Source organism: Sphingobium aromaticiconvertens (assembly GCF_037154075.1).
In the GTDB taxonomy this organism is placed as follows: Bacteria; Pseudomonadota; Alphaproteobacteria; order Sphingomonadales; family Sphingomonadaceae; genus Sphingobium; species Sphingobium aromaticiconvertens.
In genome coordinates this window covers 4,942,554-4,962,680 of sequence record NZ_JBANRJ010000001.1, presented here as the reverse complement: position 1 = coordinate 4,962,680, position 20,127 = coordinate 4,942,554, and the positions used below count along the sequence as shown (strand labels likewise).

The 20,127-nt window shown below is 64.0% G+C and carries 16 protein-coding genes; 5 read left to right on the top strand and 11 right to left on the bottom strand.

What is annotated here, in order from left to right; translation table 11 throughout:
• Positions 1-36: 36 nt before the first annotated feature.
• The 9 genes from WFR25_RS24125 to araD1 all read right to left on the bottom strand — a co-directional run bounded on the left by WFR25_RS24125 (position 37) and on the right by araD1 (position 11,903).
• Positions 37-1,398 (bottom strand): ATP-binding protein, encoded by a 1,362-nt coding sequence (locus tag WFR25_RS24125; RefSeq protein WP_336974372.1) that lies wholly within the window; start codon positions 1,396-1,398, stop codon positions 37-39.
• Positions 1,395-2,114 (bottom strand): response regulator transcription factor, encoded by a 720-nt coding sequence (locus tag WFR25_RS24120; RefSeq protein WP_336974370.1) that lies wholly within the window; start codon positions 2,112-2,114, stop codon positions 1,395-1,397. The genes WFR25_RS24125 and WFR25_RS24120 overlap by 4 nt, the downstream gene beginning before the upstream one ends.
• A gap of 147 nt (positions 2,115-2,261) precedes the next feature.
• Positions 2,262-2,912: an EF-hand domain-containing protein gene (locus WFR25_RS24115; RefSeq protein WP_336974369.1), complete on the bottom strand. Its 651-nt coding sequence runs from the start codon at positions 2,910-2,912 to the stop codon at positions 2,262-2,264.
• A 144-nt stretch (positions 2,913-3,056) separates the two neighbouring features.
• Positions 3,057-4,991 carry a S9 family peptidase gene (locus WFR25_RS24110; RefSeq protein ID WP_336974366.1) on the bottom strand — a complete coding sequence of 645 codons (1,935 nt, stop codon included), beginning with the start codon at positions 4,989-4,991 and terminating at the stop codon, positions 3,057-3,059.
• Positions 4,992-5,023: 32 nt separating this feature from the next.
• Entirely contained in the window at positions 5,024-6,307 is a 1,284-nt protein-coding gene (locus tag WFR25_RS24105) for a glycoside hydrolase family 130 protein (protein ID WP_336974364.1), read from the bottom strand.
• Between the two features lie 43 nt (positions 6,308-6,350).
• Entirely contained in the window at positions 6,351-8,651 is a 2,301-nt protein-coding gene (locus WFR25_RS24100) for a glycosyltransferase family 4 protein (protein ID WP_336974363.1), read from the bottom strand.
• 136 nt (positions 8,652-8,787) lie between these two features.
• Positions 8,788-9,912 carry a glycoside hydrolase family 130 protein gene (locus WFR25_RS24095; protein ID WP_336974361.1) on the bottom strand — a complete coding sequence of 375 codons (1,125 nt, stop codon included), beginning with the start codon at positions 9,910-9,912 and terminating at the stop codon, positions 8,788-8,790.
• Positions 9,913-9,984: 72 nt separating this feature from the next.
• On the bottom strand, positions 9,985-10,908 hold the full coding sequence (locus WFR25_RS24090) for a Gfo/Idh/MocA family protein (protein ID WP_336974359.1): 924 nt from the start codon (positions 10,906-10,908) through the stop codon (positions 9,985-9,987).
• Positions 10,909-10,910: 2 nt separating this feature from the next.
• The gene (araD1, locus tag WFR25_RS24085) at positions 10,911-11,903 is read right to left on the bottom strand and encodes an AraD1 family protein (protein ID WP_336974358.1); all 993 of its coding nucleotides are present in this window, start codon (positions 11,901-11,903) and stop codon (positions 10,911-10,913) included.
• 245 nt (positions 11,904-12,148) lie between these two features.
• Between araD1 and WFR25_RS24080 the strand changes: the two genes are divergently transcribed.
• A complete protein-coding gene (locus WFR25_RS24080; protein WP_336975034.1) occupies positions 12,149-12,829 on the top strand; it encodes a FadR/GntR family transcriptional regulator in 681 nt (226 codons plus the stop codon).
• Between the two features lie 240 nt (positions 12,830-13,069).
• On the opposite strand, the gene WFR25_RS24075 is transcribed toward WFR25_RS24080, so the two are convergent.
• Positions 13,070-14,380 (bottom strand): sugar MFS transporter, encoded by a 1,311-nt coding sequence (locus WFR25_RS24075; protein ID WP_336974356.1) that lies wholly within the window; start codon positions 14,378-14,380, stop codon positions 13,070-13,072.
• Between the two features lie 162 nt (positions 14,381-14,542).
• Between WFR25_RS24075 and WFR25_RS24070 the strand changes: the two genes are divergently transcribed.
• From WFR25_RS24070 to WFR25_RS24060, 3 genes are read left to right on the top strand one after another with little or no spacing between them, the layout of a single operon-like run.
• Complete coding sequence (locus tag WFR25_RS24070) at positions 14,543-15,667, top strand: aldose epimerase family protein (protein ID WP_336975033.1); 1,125 nt, start codon at positions 14,543-14,545, stop codon at positions 15,665-15,667.
• A 25-nt stretch (positions 15,668-15,692) separates the two neighbouring features.
• Positions 15,693-17,489: an IlvD/Edd family dehydratase gene (locus tag WFR25_RS24065; RefSeq protein ID WP_336974354.1), complete on the top strand. Its 1,797-nt coding sequence runs from the start codon at positions 15,693-15,695 to the stop codon at positions 17,487-17,489.
• An 11-nt stretch (positions 17,490-17,500) separates the two neighbouring features.
• Positions 17,501-18,361: an SMP-30/gluconolactonase/LRE family protein gene (locus WFR25_RS24060; protein WP_336974353.1), complete on the top strand. Its 861-nt coding sequence runs from the start codon at positions 17,501-17,503 to the stop codon at positions 18,359-18,361.
• Positions 18,362-18,367: 6 nt separating this feature from the next.
• Here the strand turns inward: WFR25_RS24060 and WFR25_RS24055 are convergent, their stop codons facing one another.
• Positions 18,368-18,835 (bottom strand): Lrp/AsnC family transcriptional regulator, encoded by a 468-nt coding sequence (locus WFR25_RS24055; protein ID WP_336974352.1) that lies wholly within the window; start codon positions 18,833-18,835, stop codon positions 18,368-18,370.
• A gap of 171 nt (positions 18,836-19,006) precedes the next feature.
• On the opposite strand from WFR25_RS24055, the gene ald reads away from it, so the two are divergent.
• A complete protein-coding gene (gene ald / locus WFR25_RS24050) occupies positions 19,007-20,122 on the top strand; it encodes an alanine dehydrogenase (RefSeq protein ID WP_336974350.1) in 1,116 nt (371 codons plus the stop codon).
• Positions 20,123-20,127 lie beyond the last annotated feature (5 nt).

Here is a 20,127-nt window from a genome sequence, read left to right as displayed (position 1 = left end):
TTTGGGGGGGGCGCTACGGGAATCGCGCAAGGCAAGCTAATGCCCCTCGATCGGCAGCACCAGACTCGCCTCCAGCCCACCTTCTGCTCGGTTTGCGAGGCGCAGTGTGCCGCCATGTTCCGCCATGATCGCGCGGACCAGTGCAAGGCCTAGGCCCGCGCCGCCGGTTTCGCGGTTGCGGGAGCCTTCGAGGCGGGTGAAGGGTTCCATCATCTCCTCCATCCGATCCTCGGCAATGCCCGGCCCGTCGTCGGCGACGATGATGCGCACCGCGCCTGTTTCCTGCGCGACGGACACATGGGCGCGCTCGCCATAGACGACGGCGTTTTCAATGAGGTTGCGGAGCGCGCGGCGGATTAGCTGGGGGCGCAACGATCCTACTACCCGGCCACTTTCGATCATGTCGACCGGCGATCCCAGCTCGATGAAATCATCGACCACCGCATCGGCGAGTGAGAAAAGGTCGACCTTCTGCACTGGCTCCATGCTGCGCCCGGCCCGCGCCAGCGACAATATGTCATCCAGCATCCGGTTCATTTCCTCGATCGTCTCGGACATGCGGGCGCGCTCGCCTTCATCCTCGACCGATTCAGTGCGGACGCGCAACGAGGCCAGCGGGGTTCGTAAATCATGCCCGATCGCACCCAGCATCCTGTCCTTTTCATCCAGCATGGCGACGATTCGGCCGCGCATGGCGTTGAAGGCCATCGTCAGTTCGCGCACATCGCCCGGCCCGCGCTCATCCACCGGATCGGCGGCACCCGTTCGCGCGAATTGCTGGGCGGAGCCGGTCAATTGCTTGAGCGGGCGCGCGAGACGCCGCCCGACCCAAAGTAACGGGGCGAGTACGATCACGTAGAGGATCAGCGTCTGCCAGAGTAGCCACCCGCCCATGCGTGGCGGCTTGTCGCCGCTCCGCGTTTCCGTGACGGCCCATTTGCCCGGCGCATATTCGGCCGCCATCGTCAGGCGGCGCGCGCGATGCCGCTGCGGTTGTTCGCCACTGGCGCGCAGGCGTACCTGCTCCCACCGGCGCAGCGGCTGGAGCTGGCTGTCTTCCGCCGCGCGAATGCTATGCACGACAAGGCCGATGTCCTGAAACATGTCGGCCGCGCGCCGTTCGATGTCGGGCCGCGCCACGCCGCGCAGGCTGGGGGCACTATCGGCAAAGCGCACCCGCCGCCGATCGTCGCCGCGACGGTCGGGACGATCGGTGCGGTTGTCCAGCGAATCGACGATCCGAAACACCGCAGGCGCGGTCTGCGCCGTGAGTTGCAACCGGTTGCGCTCCCGCAGCAGCAGCACGAAGTTGATCGCCTGCGCCAGAAACAGCGCCAGCGCGACCAGCAGGATGATCTGCCCGACCAGGCTCTGCGGCCACAGACGCGGGCGCTTCACAGTTTGCGAACCTCGGCGGACAAAGTGTAGCCGCCGCCCCACACGGTCTTGATCAGGGTCGGGGTCTTGGGGTCCGGCTCGATCTTTTTGCGCAGGCGGCTGATCTGGTTGTCGATCGCCCGGTCGAAGGCGTTGGCCTCCCGCCCCTGGGTGATGTCGAGCAACTGGTCGCGGCTGAGCACCTGATTGGGCCGCGTCGCAAAGGCGAGCATCAGATTATATTCGGCGGTCGAGAGCGGCAGCGACACGCCCTCGCTGTCGACCAGCGTGCGTTCCTGTGATTTGAGCAGCCAGCCTGCAAAACTATAGGTTGCCCCATCGGGCGCGGTCACGCGCTGCCCACCGGTGGCCACGCGGCGGAATATCACCTTGATCCGGGCCACCAGTTCGCGTGGGGAAAAGGGCTTGAGCACATAGTCGTCCGCGCCCATCTCCAGCCCCACGATCCGGTCCGTCTCCTCCGACCGGGCGGTCAGCAGGATGACCGGAATTTCGCTGGTTTCACGGATGAAGCGGCAGAGCGAAAGCCCGTCCTCGCCGGGCATCATGATGTCCAGAACCACCATGTCGATGGCATTGGCGTTCAGGCGTATCCGTGCCTCCGCCGCGCTGTCAACGGCGGTAACGCGAAAACCGTTCCGCACAAGATATTGCGCCAGCGGCTCGCGGATCGAACGCTCGTCGTCGACGAGCAGCAGGTGGGGGCGTTCGCTCATGTCACTGTCTTGTCACGGGTTCATCCGGGGGGGAAGGGCGAAAGCCTGTCAGGGGGGGGGAACCAGGCTTCCGCCCTTCCGGGGGAGACGGCCACGCGGCGGGCAGGGTAAAGGGGGAACCCCGCCGCGTAGCCATCATCTGCATCTTTATTTCTGCGCTTCGGCCTGCCGCGCCTTCCAGCCGTCGCGCATCGTTGCGCGAACGGCCTGCTGTTCGGCGGCGGTGACGGTGCCGTCCTTGTTGGCATCGGCCTTGTCGAACATGGCGAGCGGTCCGGCCATAAATTCCTCGCGGGTCAGTGTGCCATCCTTGTCGGCATCGGCGCGACCGCCCATGCCGCCGCCCATCATGCCCATCCTGCCGCCGCCCGGACCACGCATATGGCGCCCGCCATCGGGACCACCGCGACGATCGCCGCGCCTGGCCTGATCGCCGTCCTTGCCATCAGGCCTGTCATGGCCTGCGGTGAACTCCGCTTTGCTGATCTGGCCATTTTTGTCGGCGTCGAGGCTGGTGAAGCGGGCGTCGAGGCGCGCGGTGCGCTGCGCTGCGCGCTCTTCCTTCGTCACCTTGCCGTCGCCGTTGCTGTCCATCCTGGCAAAGCGCGCGGTGAGCGCCTGGGTCAGTTCGGCGCGGGTCAGATTGCCGTCCTTGTTGGCATCGGCCATCGCCATCGGCCCAACCCGGTCCAGGCGCCGCTGGGGCGCGTCAGCCTGGGCAAAGGCGAGGTGCGAGGCGGCCAGACCGCCGACGAACAGCGAACCGAGGGCCACCGTGGTCATGAACTTGCGGATCATCGTCAAACTCCAGTGTCTCTTAAAGGGTTGAATGCTCCGGGCGCTGCCGCCTTCGTCATCCATGAACGCCTTATCGACCCACCTTGTCCCGCAAATTTGTCACGTCACCCCAAAAAATGTCGCAAACTGTAACGCGCGCGCGCCTTACTTCCCCTCGAACAGCTTTTTGAGGAACAGCGTCTCCACCTCGCGGCGCAGGTCGTTGTTGGGTTTCTTCATGAAACCATGGCCTTCATCGGCGAACAGCACATACCAGGCCTCGACCCCACCCGCGCGCAGCTTTGCCACCACCTGATCGGATTCGGACTGCGGCACGCGGGGATCGTTCGCGCCCTGCATCACCAGCATCGGTTTGGTGATTTTGCCTACATTGGCCATGGGCGAGATTTTCGCGAACACCGCCTTCATCTTCGGATCACGCTCGTCCCCATATTCGGCGCGGCGATTGTCGCGGCGATAGGCCTCTGTATTGTTGAGGAACGACATCCAGTCGCTGATGCCATAACGTTCAACCCCGCCGACCAGCCGGTCGGAATAATGGGTCATGACGGCCAGCGACATATAGCCACCATAGGACTGGCCATAGACCGCGACCTTCGCGGCATCCATGTCCGGCTGCGTGCCCACCCAGTCGATCAGCGCGCCGATATCCTTGACGCTGTCCTCGCGCTTTTCGGCGTTATCGAGGTTCAGATAGCGTTTGCCATAGCCGTCGCTGCCCCGCACATTGGGCAGGATCACCGTCGCGCCCAGTATATCCGCGAAATATTGCGCGCCATAGTTCCAGATGGGGCGCGTCTGCGCCTCTGGCCCGCCATGAATGTCGATGATGACCGGCGTTTTCGCGTCCGCCGCCACGCCGCGCGGGCGATAGACGAAGGCCGGGACCGACAGGCCGTCGAACGACCTGAAGCGGATCAGCGTGGGTTCGGCGAGCTTCGCCGGGTCCAACTCACCCAGTTCGGACATGGTCCAGCGGATGAGGCCGCCCGCATTCACGTCCCAGCTCCACACGTCGCCCGCCGAGGTCGCATTGGTGAGGCCGATGGCGAGCGCCCCGCCATCCGGCGAGAATTTGAGCGCGGTCAGCACGCCGCGCGGCAGCTCCGGCTGCGGCAGGGCCCGGCGGGTGATGCGATCCTGCACGACGATGCGCGAAAAACCATCCTCATTCACCGCATAGGCCAGCACCCGGCCGCCTTTGCTGAGATCATAGGATTCGACGTCCCATTTCAGGTCCGGCGTCAACACCGTCTCGCGCCCGCTGGCCAAGTCGATCTCGACCAGGCGACGTGTGTCGCTGCCGCCATCGGAGATGGTGATGATCGATTTGCCACCAGGCAGGAAGCGCGCGCTTTCGTAGCGCGCGGCTGCGGCCTTTGGCGCGATCCGGGTCGCCTTGCCGCTGGCGATATCCAGCAGGAAAAGCTGGCTCTCCCGGTTGGAAATACCACGGGAAAATAGCAACTGTGTTTTGTCGTCGGACAGGTCGTCCGCCGCAATCGCGCCATCGACGCTGTGGAGCGTGCGCGGGGCGGAGGGCTTGGTCGGATCGGTCGCAAGCAGGCTGTAGCTGCCCGATCCCTTGGTTGCGCGCGCCCAGACCAGCAGCGTGCCGTCGCGGCTCATCACCGGTGAGGCGTTGCGGGTTGTACCGCCTTCGGTCAGCGCCACGGCTTCCCCGGTCAACCCCTTGGCATAAAGCTGGAACCATTCATCGCCGCCCGTATCGCGGGTCAGGACGAACCGGTCGGTGCCGGGGATGCTGTTGGCGGTCGCGACCGGCTCGTCATAGAAGGTCAGTTGCGTGCGCGCGGCGCCCGGCGCCTTGACATGATGCAATTGCTGGGTCGCGCCGAAACGGGTGGCGATCAGCATCGAGCCATCGGGCAGCCAATCCTCGAACAGGGCGGCGCGGCTGTTCTGGTAACGCTGAACGGCGGCGGCGATGTCGGCCGGGACCGGCGGCACATTTTCCAGCCGGGCCGCGCCCACCTGTCGCACCGTCTGAGCGTCAACCGGCGACAACGACAGAAGCGGCGCGACCAGCGCCGTGGTGACGATCCATTTCTTCAGCATTCAAAGCCCCTTACGATCAACGAGCTAGCTCGTCATTCCATCTTGGCGAGCATATCGGCGATCGGCACAAAGGCAAAGGCCACGGAACTGTCGGCGATCCCATAAGGCAGGAAAATATTGTCGCCATGCCGCATCGCGCCGCAGGTATAGACGACATTGGGCACATAGCCCTCCCGATTATTTTCCGAAGCGGCCAGCACGGGCTGGCTGGTACGCGCCAGAACCTTTGCCGGATTTTCCTTGTCCAGCAGCACCGCGCCGATCGAATATTCGCGCATCGCCCCGACTCCGTGGGTCAGCAGCAGCCAGCCCTCGTCAAGCTCGATCGGCGCGCCGCAATTGCCAATCTGGACGATTTCCCAAGGGTATAGGGGCGACAATATCTTTTCCCCCTCGTCCCAGTGCGTCAGGCTGTCGGAGCCAATCAGGTAGAGATTTTCGCCATCCTGCCGCCCGATCATCATGTAACGGCCGTTCACCTTGCGGGGGAACAGCGCCATCCCCTTGTTACGCGCGGCGCTGCCCGTCAGCGGCACCATGTCGAAGCTGCGAAAGTCGCGGGTCCGCATCATTTCCGACTGGATCTGCCGGCCATTATAGGCGGTGTAGGTGCCCAGCCACTCGGTCCGGCCATCCTCATGCGCGAATTTGACGAGGCGCAGATCTTCCAGCCCATTGGCCTGCGCGGCGGTGATCGGGAAGATGACGGTGCCCGACAAAGTGGAGTCGGGATGGCGGAAGATGGTGACGGCTCCTTCCTGTTCGCAATCCTCGTCGCCATGGGCGTCGGCGGCGGTGGCGAAGGGCGGCTCGGGCGCGAGATGGAACTGGGCATCGCGGGTGATGATACCCTCGCGAAAGGCGATGGAGCTGATATGCCCTTCCCCCACCGCGCGCAGCGACAGGATGATGCGGCAACTGCTGCCGTTCATTCCCGTCTGATCGGGATGCAGCACCACGCTGGGGTTCATCAGCGCGGCGGCGCAATAGCTATATTCGTGGCAGAAATAGGCGCCGATCAACTGTTTCCGTTCGGCGCTCAAGCTGTCGCAATCCAGCTTCAGCAACACGGAAATCTCTTCGAACCGGGTCATGAAGACGCGCCGCGTCTGCCAGTGCCGTTTCTCGAAATCGCGCAACACATGGGTCAACTGTTGATCGACCTCTGCATCGTCCAGCGCCAGCACGGCATTGGTGATTCGCTGGGTACGGCTGGGTGCCCCGCCATTGGCCTGCCAGGCAAGGTGAAAGGGGCGCACGACGACACGAGCCGGATTGGCCGTCAGGTAAAGCGGCAGCGCATCTATATCAGACAAAGGTACAATATCCCGATCAGCCACGGTTAGGGTGCAGACCCATTCAGGCGGACAGGGGTTCCTCTTCCGCCTGAGTCCCCTTTGACACCATCACGGTGCGCTGGAAAAGCCTGTTCATCGCACAGGAGGCCAGTTGCAGCGCGAGAAGCGATTCCGCGCCCTGATTTTCGTTGACCCCCATCGGCGTCAACCCGTCATAACAGCCCCCATCGGCGGGCGTCGCCAGCGGCAGCGACAGGTCGTTCTGGCCCAGATACCAGCGATAGGCATTGTCCGCGACGTCCAGCCAGCGCGCGTCGCGGCTGATTGCATGGGCGGTCGCGGCGGCGTCGATCGTCGCCTGCGCCTCCAGCGGCTGCTGGTCAAAGGGCAGCGGGTGGCGGTGCGGACGGCCGAAGCTTTCGGTGCCGATGGCGCGGAAATGCCCCTCCGGCGCTTGCTGGCGCGTGACAATCCATTGCAGCGTTGCCAGTCCTTGCGCGATCATCTTCATATCGCACAACTGCTTGCCCGCCAGCAGCAGCGCTTGCGGTAGCCGAGCATTGTCATAGGCCAGAACCGCTTCGAACCACGCCCAGTCGGGGCGGCGGGCTTCATCCAGCAGGTGGAGAAGATTACGACCGAAATCCGCGACGATCTGCTCCGCAACCCGATGCCCCGGAACAGCGTCCAGCATCGCCGCCGCGCCCAGGATCAGGAAGGCCTGCGCGCGTGGCGAACCCGCGTCCAGCAACGAGCCTGCCGTCCGATCGAACATCAGCCGCGCCCAGTGGCGATGCTTTTCCAGCGGCGCGTCGCGTGCGGCGACACCCAGCGCCCAGATGGTCCGTCCGCAGCTATCCTCCGATCCCACCTCCTCCAGCCAGCGCCGGTCAAAGGCCATGAAGTTGCGGAACCGTCCCCGGTCAGGGTTCCAGGCGTGCTGAAGGAAGGAGGCGTAGGTGGTTGTCCACTGGTCGCGTAATTGCGGTTCCATGTCCGTCATCTGCGTCATCAAAATCAGGGCGCGCGCATTATCGTCGATGCAATAACCATGATTGCGGTCGGGCACGGACAATATGCCATGCTGAAACAGGCCCGTCCCGTCGCTCATCCGCAGCACGCCTGCAGCATCGGGCTTCAATATGTCATAACTGCGGCGCGGCACCAGTCGCGTTGGCTGCATCCTGCAGGCGGAAGTTAGCAGCCGCCCTACATTATGCGCCAGTTCGCTCCAGATCATCTTGCGGCCATAGGCATAGGCGCGGGTCGCATAGCCTTCCGCCAGATCGGCGTCCGACAGCAGCGTGCACAGAGCATCGGCCAGCGCCTCTTCGTCCCGGAAGGGGACCAGCATCCCGACGTCGTCGGCCAATATCTCCATCGCCTGGACATAGGGGGTGGAGATAACCGGCTTGCCCATGCCGATGGCATAGCTGAGCGTACCGGATGTCACCTGCGCGGGGTTGATATAGGGCGTCACATAGATGTCGGCGGCCTGAAGCCGGTCGAGCAACGCTTCCTGCTCGACATAGCCGTCAATGAACCGGACATTGTCCTCAACGCCCAGCGACGTGGCGAGCGCGATCAGATCCTCGCGCAGAGTCTCGCCGCCCTGTTCGCGCACGATATTGGGGTGGGTCGCGCCCAGCACGACATAAAGCGCGTCGGGATGCTGAGCCGCGACCATCGGCATGGCGCGGATCATGGTGTCGATACCCTTGTCTGGCGCCAGCAGGCCAAAGGTCAGGATGACCCGTCGTCCGTCCCAGCCGAAGCGTGGCTGCATGGTCGCGGAAGCCACATGCGGGCGATCGGGCACCCCATGAGGAATGACCGCGATCTTGCTGTCGGGCACGCCATAGCTTGACCGCAATATCTCCCGCCCGCGCTCGGCCATCACCATGATCCGGTCGGACCGGGCGATCAGCGCCTCCGTCACGCGGCGCTCGTCTGCGTCCGGCTGTTCCAATATGGTGTGGAAGGTGCTGACCAGTGGCAGGGTCGTGCGCTCCAGCAGGCGCAGGATCATGTCGCCCGCCGGTCCGCCAAAGATGCCAAATTCGTGCTGAAGCCAGATCGCCTCGGCCCCGCTTTCCTTTATTTGCTGCGCTGCAACAGAATAGGCCGCCGCCTCATATTGGGGGATGGGGATGATGCTTTCAGGATAACGAATGTCGCCCAGCCCGTCGTCCATTGCATAATGGTCGATGACCAGATCGGGAAAGGCGCCCTTCATGGCATCGCGGCAATGGGTCGTGAACGTTGCGATCCCGCAGCGTCGTGGCACGCTGTTGCCGATCAGGGCAATGTGCTGCGGGACGAAAATCGAACGGTCGCTATCCAACGTCGTGCCTTGCATCATCCTGTCTTTCGTCGAAGGGAACCCGCCTGTCGCCGCGATACGACGGATTAACGGTTGTTCAGGAAACACGCTGCGCTGCAAAAAGTTGCAAGGATCGTGCGCCATTGCCCTTAAATAGATAAGGGGCTAACTTCGATCAGGACGATTTGATCAGATTCTTACGAATATGGGTAATCCGGCACGCCAGATCCGCCTCCCCCGATGCGACGATAAAATGGTCGCCGCCATCGATAATGCCGGTCGTGAAGACGACATCGTGGAGATAGAGCTGATGCGCGATCGGTCGGGTCAGCGCCTCGTCCGGCTCGATCAGCGGAATATGGCCGGTCGCGATGATGATGGAGGGATCATCGCGATCCATCAGCGTCCAATAGGTGCGGTAAATGCCGACCCCTCCGTTCGGTTCGACCCCATGCCAGAGGCTGAGCCAGCCCGCGTCGATCAGGATCGGTGGGGCGCCGCCGCCGATCCGCGCGGTCGCATCGCTGGCCGTATGGGACCGGATGCCGGGGCGCAGATGCGGTTTCCAGTGCAAAGCGTCGGGGGAGGTCGCGAGGTTGATCGACGGCCCGGCGCGCCACTCACTGCCGGGTGGATAGGCGAAATAGAGGTCGCCCAGCGGCCGGGTCTGCGCCCAATAATGGCCGTCGATCAACCCTTCAAAGATCAGCATATCCTTGTTCTGGTGATCCAGCACCATATCCTCGAACCGCCAGTCCAGACCGTTGTCGGATAGATAGAGCGTGGTCGAATGCCGTTCCGGGCTGACCGAGCAGGTCGTCATCAGCCATCGCGCGCCGACCCGGCTGATCCGCGCATCCTCTATCCCATAGCATTGGAAATCATGGGCGGGCGCGATCGCCCGGTCATAATGGAAGGCGACAATCGTCAACCCGTCCGCCGACATCTCCACCGGCAACAGCCATGACAGGGACGTCAGCGCAATGACCCGCCAGCCGCCGCCGTGCAGCCTGAAGACGCGCGGATCATTGGTGTCGGCCTCCTCCAACGGCCAGGCGTCGAGGACATAGCGGCCCGTCTCGCCATCGCGGCGAATGGCATGGACATGGCCGTCGTGGATCGGGGTCTTGAGCGCCTCGGCTATCCGCACCATCAGCAGGATATTGCCGCCCGGCAGGCGGGTCATGCCGGGATTGAAAGCGCCCAGCACATAAGTTTCCGCCCCCAACCCGGCGAGCGGTGAGCGCGACAGGTCGATATCGTCGGGGACGATCACCAGTCTGTCGATCTTGTGGCTCATGCCCGCCTCCCGCCGTTCAAATGCTCCCGCCCTCAATGTCTGAAGGGCAGGAGCGTTCCGGCGGGGCAGGGATCAATCGTGAAAGGCCTCGGTCGCCTTGCGATGTCCGCGCAGGAAGGCGTCGGCCACCAGTTGCAGCGGCCGCGTGTCGACATCGCTCGTCCCGCCCTGCACCAGTTCGGCAAAGCGCGCGTAAAGGCCGGGATATTCGCGATCCTCATCGACATGGGTGGCGTCGGGCAGGGTCAGCACCGCGCCGCCCTTGGCCAGTGACAGGGTGCCCGCGTCCGTCTCGACGATGATGTCCCAGCTTTGCGGGCCGGTCTGCCGCCAGTCGAGGTCCATCGAAATCGGTACGCCCGCCGTATCGACAAAGCTCATGTCCGCCGCGATCGGCGCCGCGCGATTTTCCGGCAGCGTTAGGGTCGCGTCGGTCAGGAAGAAGGGGCGTGGCAGGATGTGGGTGGCGATCGACAAAGCGTTGATGCCCGGATCGAATACGCCAAGACCGCCCGGTTCCCAGATCCACGCCTGACCCGGATGCCACACGCGCACATCTTCGCGCCAGATGATCGTTACCTTGTCGATCTGCCGATTTGCCAGCCAGTCGCGGGCGCGCTCAACCCCGGCGGCATAGCGCGAGTGCCAGCTTGCAAAGAGGGTGACGCCCGCCTTGCTGGCATGGCCGCGCAGGGCATCGACCTCCGCCAGCGTGGCGCCCGGCGGCTTTTCCAGGAACACATGCAGCCCCTTGTCCAGCGCCGCCATCGCCGCGTCGTAGCGGACCTGCGGCGGGGTGCAGAGCGCCACAGCATCGACCTGCAACCCGCTGGCCAGCAGCGCGTCGAGGGTCGAGAAATGCGGTACGTTCAGTTGCGGGTCTTGCCGGCTGACGGTCGCGGTCAGCACGAAATCATCATTCCCGGCGATGGCGGGCAGATGCTGGTCGCGGGCGATCTTGCCGACGCCGACGAGGGCAATGCGAATGGGGGCCATCGTCAGAGCGCCTTTACCACGACTGGAGTCTGCGCCGCACGCCCCAGCGGATTGCGCAGCGGCAGGGTGAAGGGCGCGGCCTCGATCTCGAAGGCGTCGCCTTCCTGCGTTTTCACGCCGTCGCTGAACGACAAAGTGGCGGTGCCGAAGAAATGGACATGGACGTCACCGGGGCGGCGGAACAGATCATATTTGAAATGATGATGTTCCAGATTCGCCAGACTGTGCGACATATTCGCTTCACCTGACAGGAACGGCTTTTCCCAGAGCGTGGCGCCGTCGCGCAGGATGCGGCTCGTCCCCTCGACATGGGCCGGGGGTTCGCCGACCAGCAATTCCGCGCCGACCGCCGCCTGCCGCAGCTTGCTGTGCGCCAGCCACAGATAATTGTGCCGTTCGGTCACATGGTCGCTGAACTCGTTGGCGAGCGCGATGCCAAGGCGAAAGGGGGTACCGTCCGGGCCGATCAGGTAGATGCCAGCCAGTTCCGGCTCCTCGCCGCCATCCTGGGCAAAGGCGGGCATGGTCAGGGTGTCGCCCGGCCCCACCAGTTGCGATCCGTCGCCCTTGAAGAACCATTCGGGCTGCTGGCCGACCGTGCCGGGGGCGGGCTTGCCGTCCTCCAGCCCTTCCAGAAACATCCGCATCGAATCGGTCCTGGTCTCGCTTGCGGCGGCGGCCCTGTGCATCTGGTCGCGGCCCTCGGCCGAGCCAAGATGGGTGAGGCCGGTGCCGGTCAGCAGCATATGCGCGCTGTCGTCATGGTCGATCGGCGCCAGCAGACGACCAGCGGCCAGTTCGGCCACGATGTCGACCGCCGCACCCTGCGCGCAGCCCGCTACCGCTTCCGCCAGCGACACGCCGTCGGCGATCGCCCGTTCGGCCAGCGCATATATGCTTGTCGCGCCCTCAAGGAAATGGGCCGCCTCGCCCTGCGCCGCGATGACCGATCGCGTGCCGTCTGGCCCACGATGCTGCAAAAGACGCAATGACATGGCAAATTACTCCCTTGGACGGCGGCTTCGGCCTGCCGGTGATGCGATATTACTCCGACATATGACAGGCCAGCGACGTTGGCAATGTTTCTCATTCCCCCCGCCGCGCCCCGCTGTTAGAGGTCAAAGCGGGAGGATATAGCAGCATGACGAAGGCCAGTGGCGCAGGGGTTTCAGACGGAGAGGCGGAAGCCGTGACCAAAGGGGCAGCGCCCGCGCGCGCCACGCGTGGTCCGGGCCGCCGCCTGCACGGCGCCATCGCCCACAAGCTGGGAACCGCGATATTGTCGGGCCAATATGCGCCGGGAGATGTGTTGTCGGGCGAAGTCGCCTTTGCCGAGGAACTGGAGGTATCGCGCAGCGCCTATCGCGAAGCGGTGCAGGTGCTGACCGCCAAGGGGCTGGTCGAAAGCCGGCCCAAGGCAGGCACCCGCGTGCTGCCGCGCAACCGCTGGAACCTGTTGGACCCCGATGTCCTTGCCTGGGCCTTTGCCGGGGAGCCGGACGTGCAGTTCGTGCGCGACCTGTTCGAACTGCGCGCGATCGTCGAGCCTGCCGCCGCGCGGCTGGCGGCGGAGCGGCGGGACAAGGCGGACCTGACCGCGATGAAGGACGCGCTGGCCGCGATGCGTCGCCATACGCTGTCGACCGATCTGGGCCGCGCCGCCGACCGCGATTTTCACAACGCCATCCTCAACGCGACCCGCAACGACGCGCTGCTGGTGCTGAGCGCCAGCATCGGCGCGGCGGTCAACTGGACCACCCAATATAAGCACCGCGCCAGCGGCCTGCCCCGCAACCCCATTCCTGACCATGCGCGCGTTTATGACGCGATCGTGGCGGGCGACGGGGACGCGGCGAGTGAGGCCATGCGCCATCTGGTCGACCTGGCGCTGGAGGATACACGCAGCGCCATGAGCGGCTAGGGACGACCGACAGTCCGCCCATGTTGAAGCGAGTCACGTGCCTCGCTTCAACCTGCGAAGCGCGATTTCCTGCGTTCCGGTGCTCACGTACCTGAAGTATGCTGCGCTCCTTCACTCGAAAATCACACTTCTCGGCTCCACCTGAGCGAACTGTCGATCGTCCCTTAATCATGGCGGGGTAGACAATAGAAGAAGGGCCGCTTTCCTCGGTGGAAAGCGGCCCTTTTCATCCACAGGCGATCAGCCCTCCAGCGGCACGTCGGGCAACGGGTCCGTCACCTTCGCCCCCCATAGCGCGTAGAAGAGGATGTAGAGTTCGCACGCGGCAGTCAGCAGAAAGGAGGTTTGCAGGCCGTATATATCGGCCAGCTTGCCCTGCACCACCACCAGCGCGCCACCGGCGATCGCCATGATGAGCAGGCCCGATCCTTCCTCGGTCAGTGGCCCCAGCCCCTTGATCCCCAGCGTGAAGATAGTCGGGAACATGATCGAGTGGAACAGGCCGACCAGAATCAGCGACCACATCGCCACCGGCCCGGTGGTGAACACCGTCACCAGCATCACCACGAACGCGCCGACCGAGAAGGCGGCCAATACGGTTTCAGCCGGGATTTTCTGCATGATCGCCGAGCCGACAAAACGGCCCACCATCATCCCGCCCCACAGCAGAGTCAGGTAGCGACCGGCCATTTCCGGAGTCAGATTGGCGATTTCGGGCTGGCTCACAAAGTTGACGAACAGGTTGGCGACGCCGATTTCGGCGATCAGGTAGATGAAGATGGCGGGAATGCCGAACACCAGATTGCGATGCTTCCACAGTGAATGATGCTTGCGTTCTTCCTTTGCAATGCGGCTGGTGGCCGATCCCATGGCGGGCAGCGGGAAACGGGCGATGATGATCGCCAGCACCACCAACACGCCCGCCACCAAGATATAAGGCAGGACGACGGAGTGGGCGTCGGCCAATCGTTCGGCCTGCGTCAATACCGTGCCGGCCTCTGCCGTGCCGCCCTTTGACCGGCCCAGGATCAGATAGGCGCCGAACAGCGGCGCCAGCATCGTGCCGGCCGAGTTGAACGCCTGCACCAGATTGAGCCGCGACGAGGCGGTTTCGGGCGAACCGATCACCGCCACATAGGGGTTGGCCGCCACTTGCAGCAGGGTGATGCCGCTGGCGATCACGAACAGCATGAACAAAGTCACGCCATAGGAGGGCAGGCTGGCCGCCAGCACCATGCCCAGCGCGCCCGCCGCCATGATCAACAGGCCGACGACCAGCGATTTCTGGTAACCGACCCGTTCGATCAGCTTGGCCGAGGGAATAGAGGCGACGAAATAGGCAATGAACCACACCGATTCGATCAGCGTCGTCTGGGTGTAATTGAGGTCGAACACGCTGCGCAGATGCGGCAGCAGCGTGTTGTTGATGACGGTGATGAAGCCCCACATGAAGAAGAGGCTGGCCAGCAGCGTCAACGCAGGACCATATTTGGCGGCGGGATGCCCCGGACCTGCGCTCGTTACCGCCGATGACGTCATTGGTCCTGCCATGCCACCCTACTCCAAGATATTGCGCCGCGTGGTTCGCAACCGACGTGGCTTGCGCTTCATTTATTTGTCGGACTATATATGGACGCTGGATGCGTCAATGGGCGTCGTCACGACAGGGGATAGGATATGTGGGACGCCATGAGAAGGGGCGCGAAAAGCGGAATGGCGCTGGGCCTGCTCGCAGGGGCGTTGCTGGGGAGTAGTGCAGTTTTGGCGGCAGAAGCAAAGCGCGCACCGGCAGGCCAGTTGGCCGACGGCACCGCGATCGAGACGATCACCCTGACCAATGACAAGGGAATGTCGGCGAAGATCCTGACCTATGGCGCGACGCTCCAGTCGCTGATCGCGCCCGATCGCACGGGCAAGAGCGCGGATGTGCTGCTCGGCTATGACAACCTGTCCTCCTATGTCGATCATCCCAATTATTTCGGCGTGACGGTGGGCCGCTACGCCAACCGTATCGCCGGAGGGCGCTTTTCGCTCGACGGCAAAAGCCATCAACTGTCGCTCAACGACAAGGCCAACTCGCTGCATGGCGGGACCAAAGGTTTCGACAAGGTCGCGTGGAAAGTGGTTTCACGGAAAAGCGGCCCGAAACCCAGCGTCGTCCTGTCGCATGTCAGTCCCGACGGGGATCAGGGCTATCCCGGCACCCTGTCCGTCACCACTACCTATACGCTGGACAATGACGGCGCGCTGACCATCGCCTTCGATGCGAAAACCGATAAGCCGACCGTCGTCAACATGACCAACCATGCGATCTTCAACCTGGCGGGCGACGGCGCACCGCAGGGCGCGACCCAGCATAAGCTGACGGTCCCCGCCGCCGCCTATACGCCCGTCAATGCAAAGCTGATCCCGACAGGCGAGCGCCGCCCGGTTGACGGCACGGTGTTCGATTTCCGCGCAGCCCGCATCGTCGCAGACGGCATCCGCGATGGCAGCGATGAGCAGATCCGCATGGGTCAGGGCTATGATCATAATTTCATACTGGACAAGGGGCTGACCAAGACGCCCGAACTGGCCGCGCGGCTGGAAGACCCGGCCACGGGCCGCGTGCTTGAAGTGCTGACGACCGAGCCGGGCCTCCAGTTCTACACCGGCAATTTCCTCGACGGCACGTTCATGGGCAAGCAGGGGCATTTGTACCGCATGGGCGACGGCATCGCGCTGGAGCCGCAGAAATTCCCCGACAGCCCCAACCAGCCGTCCTTCCCCTCCGCTCGCGTCGATCCCGGCACGCCCTATCGGCATGTCATGATCTATCGCCTCTCCACGAATCCTTGATCTCAAAAGCCTGACCGGAACCCCCATGACAGATACGCCCGCCCCCAAGCTCCGCTCGCGCGCCTGGTTCGACAATCCCGACAATATCGACATGACCGCGCTCTATCTGGAGCGCTATCTGAACTTCGGCCTGTCGCTGGACGAACTCCGCTCGGGCAAGCCGATCATCGGTATCGCCCAGACCGGCAGCGACCTGTCGCCCTGCAACCGCCACCATCTGGTGCTGGCGGAGCGGATGCGCGAGGGTATTCGCGAGATGGGCGGCATCGCGCTGGAATTTCCGGTCCATCCGATTCAGGAAACCGGCAAGCGGCCCACGGCGGGCCTTGATCGTAACCTGGCCTATCTGGGGCTGGTCGAATCGCTCTACGGCTACCCGCTCGATGGCGTGATCCTGACCACCGGCTGTGACAAGACCACGCCCGCGCTGCTGATGGCGGCGGCGACCGTCAACATCCCCGCCATCGCCCTGTCGGTCGGGCCGATGCTGAACGGCTGGCACAAGGGCGAGCGCACCGGGTCGGGCACCATCGTCTGGAAGGCGCGGCAGATGCTCGCCACAGGCGAGATTGACGATGCGGGCTTCATCCAGCTGGTCGCCTCTTCCGCCCCCTCCACCGGTTATTGCAACACGATGGGCACGGCCTCGACCATGAACTCGCTGGCCGAAGCGCTGGGCATGATGCTGCCCGGTTCCGCCGCCATCCCCGCACCCTATCGCGACCGGCAGGAAGCCGCCTACCGCACCGGCAAGCGCATCGTCGAAATGGTGGCGGAGGATCTCAAGCCCTCCGACATTTTGACGCTCGATTCCTTTCATAATGCGATCCTCGTCAACTCGGCGATCGGTGGCTCCACCAACGCGCCGATCCATCTGGCCGCGCTTGCCCGCCATGTCGGCGTCGAACTGCCGCTTAAGGATTGGGAAACGGTCGGGCACAAGGTGCCGTTGCTGGTGAACCTCCAGCCTGCGGGCGAATATCTGGGTGAGGATTATTATCGCGCGGGCGGCGTTCCCGCCGTGGTCGCCCAGTTGATGGGGCAGGGCCTGATCCGCGAGGGCGCGCTGACGGTCAATGGCAAGTCGATCGGCGACAATTGCCGCGACGCGACGATCGAGGATGAAAAGGTCATCCGCCCCTTCGACCAGCCGATCCTCAAGGATGCGGGCTTCCTCGTCCTCTCTGGCAATCTGTTCGACGCCGCCGTGATGAAGACCAGCGTCATCAGCGCCGAGTTTCGCGACCGCTATCTGTCGAACCCCGACGATCCCGAAGCCTTTGAAGGTCCGGCGGTCGTGTTCGATGGACCGGAGGATTATCATCACCGCATCGACGATCCGGCGACCGGCATCACCGCCGACACGCTGCTGTTCATGCGCGGCGCGGGGCCGATCGGCTATCCCGGTGCGGCGGAGGTCGTGAACATGCGCCCGCCCGCCTATCTCATCACCGAAGGGGTGAGCGCGCTGCCCTGCATCGGCGACGGGCGCCAGTCGGGCACCTCCGGCAGTCCCTCCATCCTCAACGCCTCGCCAGAGGCGGCGGCGATGGGTGGTCTGGCGCTGATCCAGACCGGCGACCGGGTCCGCATGGACCTGAAGGCCGGAACGGTGAACGTGCTGATATCCGACGCGGAACTGGCCGAGCGCCGAACCGCGCTGGTGGCCGCAGGTGGGTATACATATCCCGCCTCGCAGACCCCGTGGCAGGAAATCCAGCGCAACCTCGTCGGCCAGATGGATAGCGGCGCGATTCTGGAAGGGGCGGAGAAATATCAGCGCATCGCCCAGACCATGGGCCTGCCCCGCGATAACCATTAAGAGAACGCGCAATGGCCGACTGGCAGATCATCCCCCGCGACACGCGCGACGTGCTGGGCGAAGGCACCTGCTGGTCGGCGCGCGACAACGCCGTCTATTGGGTCGACATCATGGGGCAGGCGCTCAATCGCCTGTCCCTGAGCGATGGTGCCGTTACTCGCTGGCCAATGCCTGAGCCTTTGGGCTGGGTGGTTGAGCGCGCCGCTGGCGGCTTTATCGCCGGTTTCCAGAGCGGCTTTGCCGAACTTTCCCTTGATCCCTTTGCGATCCGCCCCATCGGCGACCCGGAAGTCGACCTGCCCGGAAGCCGCATGAATGATGGCAAGGCTGATGCCGATGGCCGCATCTGGTGCGGGACCAAGGGACTGCCCGCCGATCCGCCGACCGGTGCCTTTTATCGCTTCGATCCCGATCATAGGTGGACGAAGATGGACGGCGGCTATGAAGTGCCCAACGGCCCAGCCTTCTCGCCCGATGGCCGCTGGCTCTATCACACGGATTCCGGCCTTCGCACCGTTTACCGCTTCGCCCGCGAGGAAAGCGGCAAGATTGCAGATCGCCAGCCCTTCATCACCTTCACCGAAGAGGAGGGCTATCCCGACGGCATGACCGTCGATTCGGAGGGTTTCCTGTGGATCGCCCATTGGGAGGGCAGCCGCATCAGCCGCTTCGATCCGGACGGCCAGCGCGAACGCGCCATCGCCTTGCCGGCGCTTCAGGTCACGAATATCTGTTTCGCGGGCGAAGCGCTCGACCGGATTTTCGTGACGTCCGCTGCGGAGGGATTGCCACCGTCCGAGCATGACGGCGCGCTGTTCGAGGTGGATTGCGGCGGCATCAAGGGCCTGCCGACCTACCTCTTTCCGGGCTGACCACACTCACTCCCGTAAATGACCCGCCGGATAGCCGCGCCAGTCGCGGATGCGGCGGATGACGAAGCTGGTATGGATTGCCGACACCCCCGGTAGCCGGGCGAGACAGTCGCGATGGATGGCGTCGAACCCTTTTAGGTCCGCCGCCGCCACCCGCAGCAGATAGTCCGCCTTTCCCGCCATCAAATGGCATTCCAATATATCGGGAAAGCCCGCTACGGCTCCCTCGAAGCGATCCATCGCCTCCTGGCTCTGGCTGGTCAGCGAAATCTCGACAAAGGCGTGGAGGCCCAGGCCCAGCCGCACCGGATCGAGCCGCGCGCCATAGCCGCTGATAAACCCCGCCTCCTCCAGCGCCCGCACCCGCCGATGACAGGCGGAACTGGACAGGCCCACCACCTCGCCCAGTTCGATCATCGACCGGCGCGAATCGGCTTGCATCGCCTCCAGCAGCGCAATGTCGAACCGATCCATGCACGTTTATCCCGTTATTTTGCCTTTTATCGGGATAACATTTCCCATCCCCACCACAAGGCCGGAATTTCGGGAACATCTTTCGCCCGATTGGCGATATACTGGCGGCAGGTAGCCGCCACCCGCTCGATGGGCCGGGAATGCAGGCTGGAGAAAAGTTGGAGAAGTGGCATGATCGTCGGCACCGTTCGGGAAATCAAGAACCACGAATATCGGGTTGGGCTAACGCCCGAGAGCGTCCATGAACTTACCGCTCACGGCCACACCGTCCTTGTCGAGACTGGCGCGGGCGAGGGCATCGGCGCACACGACCCCCTCTATGAAAAGGCAGGCGCGCAAATTGTCGCCACTGCCGCCGAAATCTTTGCCACTGCCGAGATGATCGTGAAGGTGAAGGAACCGCAGCCGCAGGAACGCGCCATGCTGCGCCCCGGCCAGATCCTCTACACCTACCTCCACCTCGCCCCCGACCCGGAGCAGACCTGCGACCTGATCGCGTCGGGCGCGACCTGCATCGCCTATGAAACCGTCACCGATTCCAGCGGGGGCCTGCCGCTGCTCAAGCCCATGAGTCAGGTCGCGGGTCGCATGTCGATTCAGGCGGGCGCGACGGCGCTGGAAAAGGCCAATGGCGGACGCGGCGTGCTCTTGGGCGGCGTGCCGGGCGTGCTGCCCGCCAAAGTCGCGGTGATCGGCGGCGGCGTGGTCGGCTTCAACGCGGCGCAGATGGCAGCCGGGCTGGGGGCGGACGTTACCATCCTCGACCGCGATCCGCAAGTGCTGGAAAGGCTCGGTACTTATTTCGAGGCGCGGGCCAAGACCCGCTTTTCCAACCGCGCGAACCTGGCCGAATGCGTGGCGGAGGCGGATCTGGTGATCGGTGCGGTGCTGATCCCTGGCGCCGCCGCGCCCAAGCTGGTCAGCGCAGATATGCTCAAGACCATGAAGAAGGGCGCGGTGCTGGTCGATGTCGCGATCGATCAGGGCGGTTGCTTTGAAACCAGCCACGCGACCACCCATGCCGATCCTACCTATATCGTCGAGGGCATCGTCCATTATTGCGTCGCCAACATGCCCGGCGCGGTCGCGCGCACCAGCACCTATGCGCTGAACAACGTCACCCTGCCCCATGCCCTGCGGATCGCTGAACTGGGCTGGAAAGAGGCGCTGCGCCGTGACCCCCATTTGCTCGCGGGCCTCAATATCTGGGACGGAAAAGTGACCTATGAGGCGGTGGCGACCGACCTTGGCCTGCCCTATACCCCGGCCGCCGACGCCCTCGCCTGATCGTG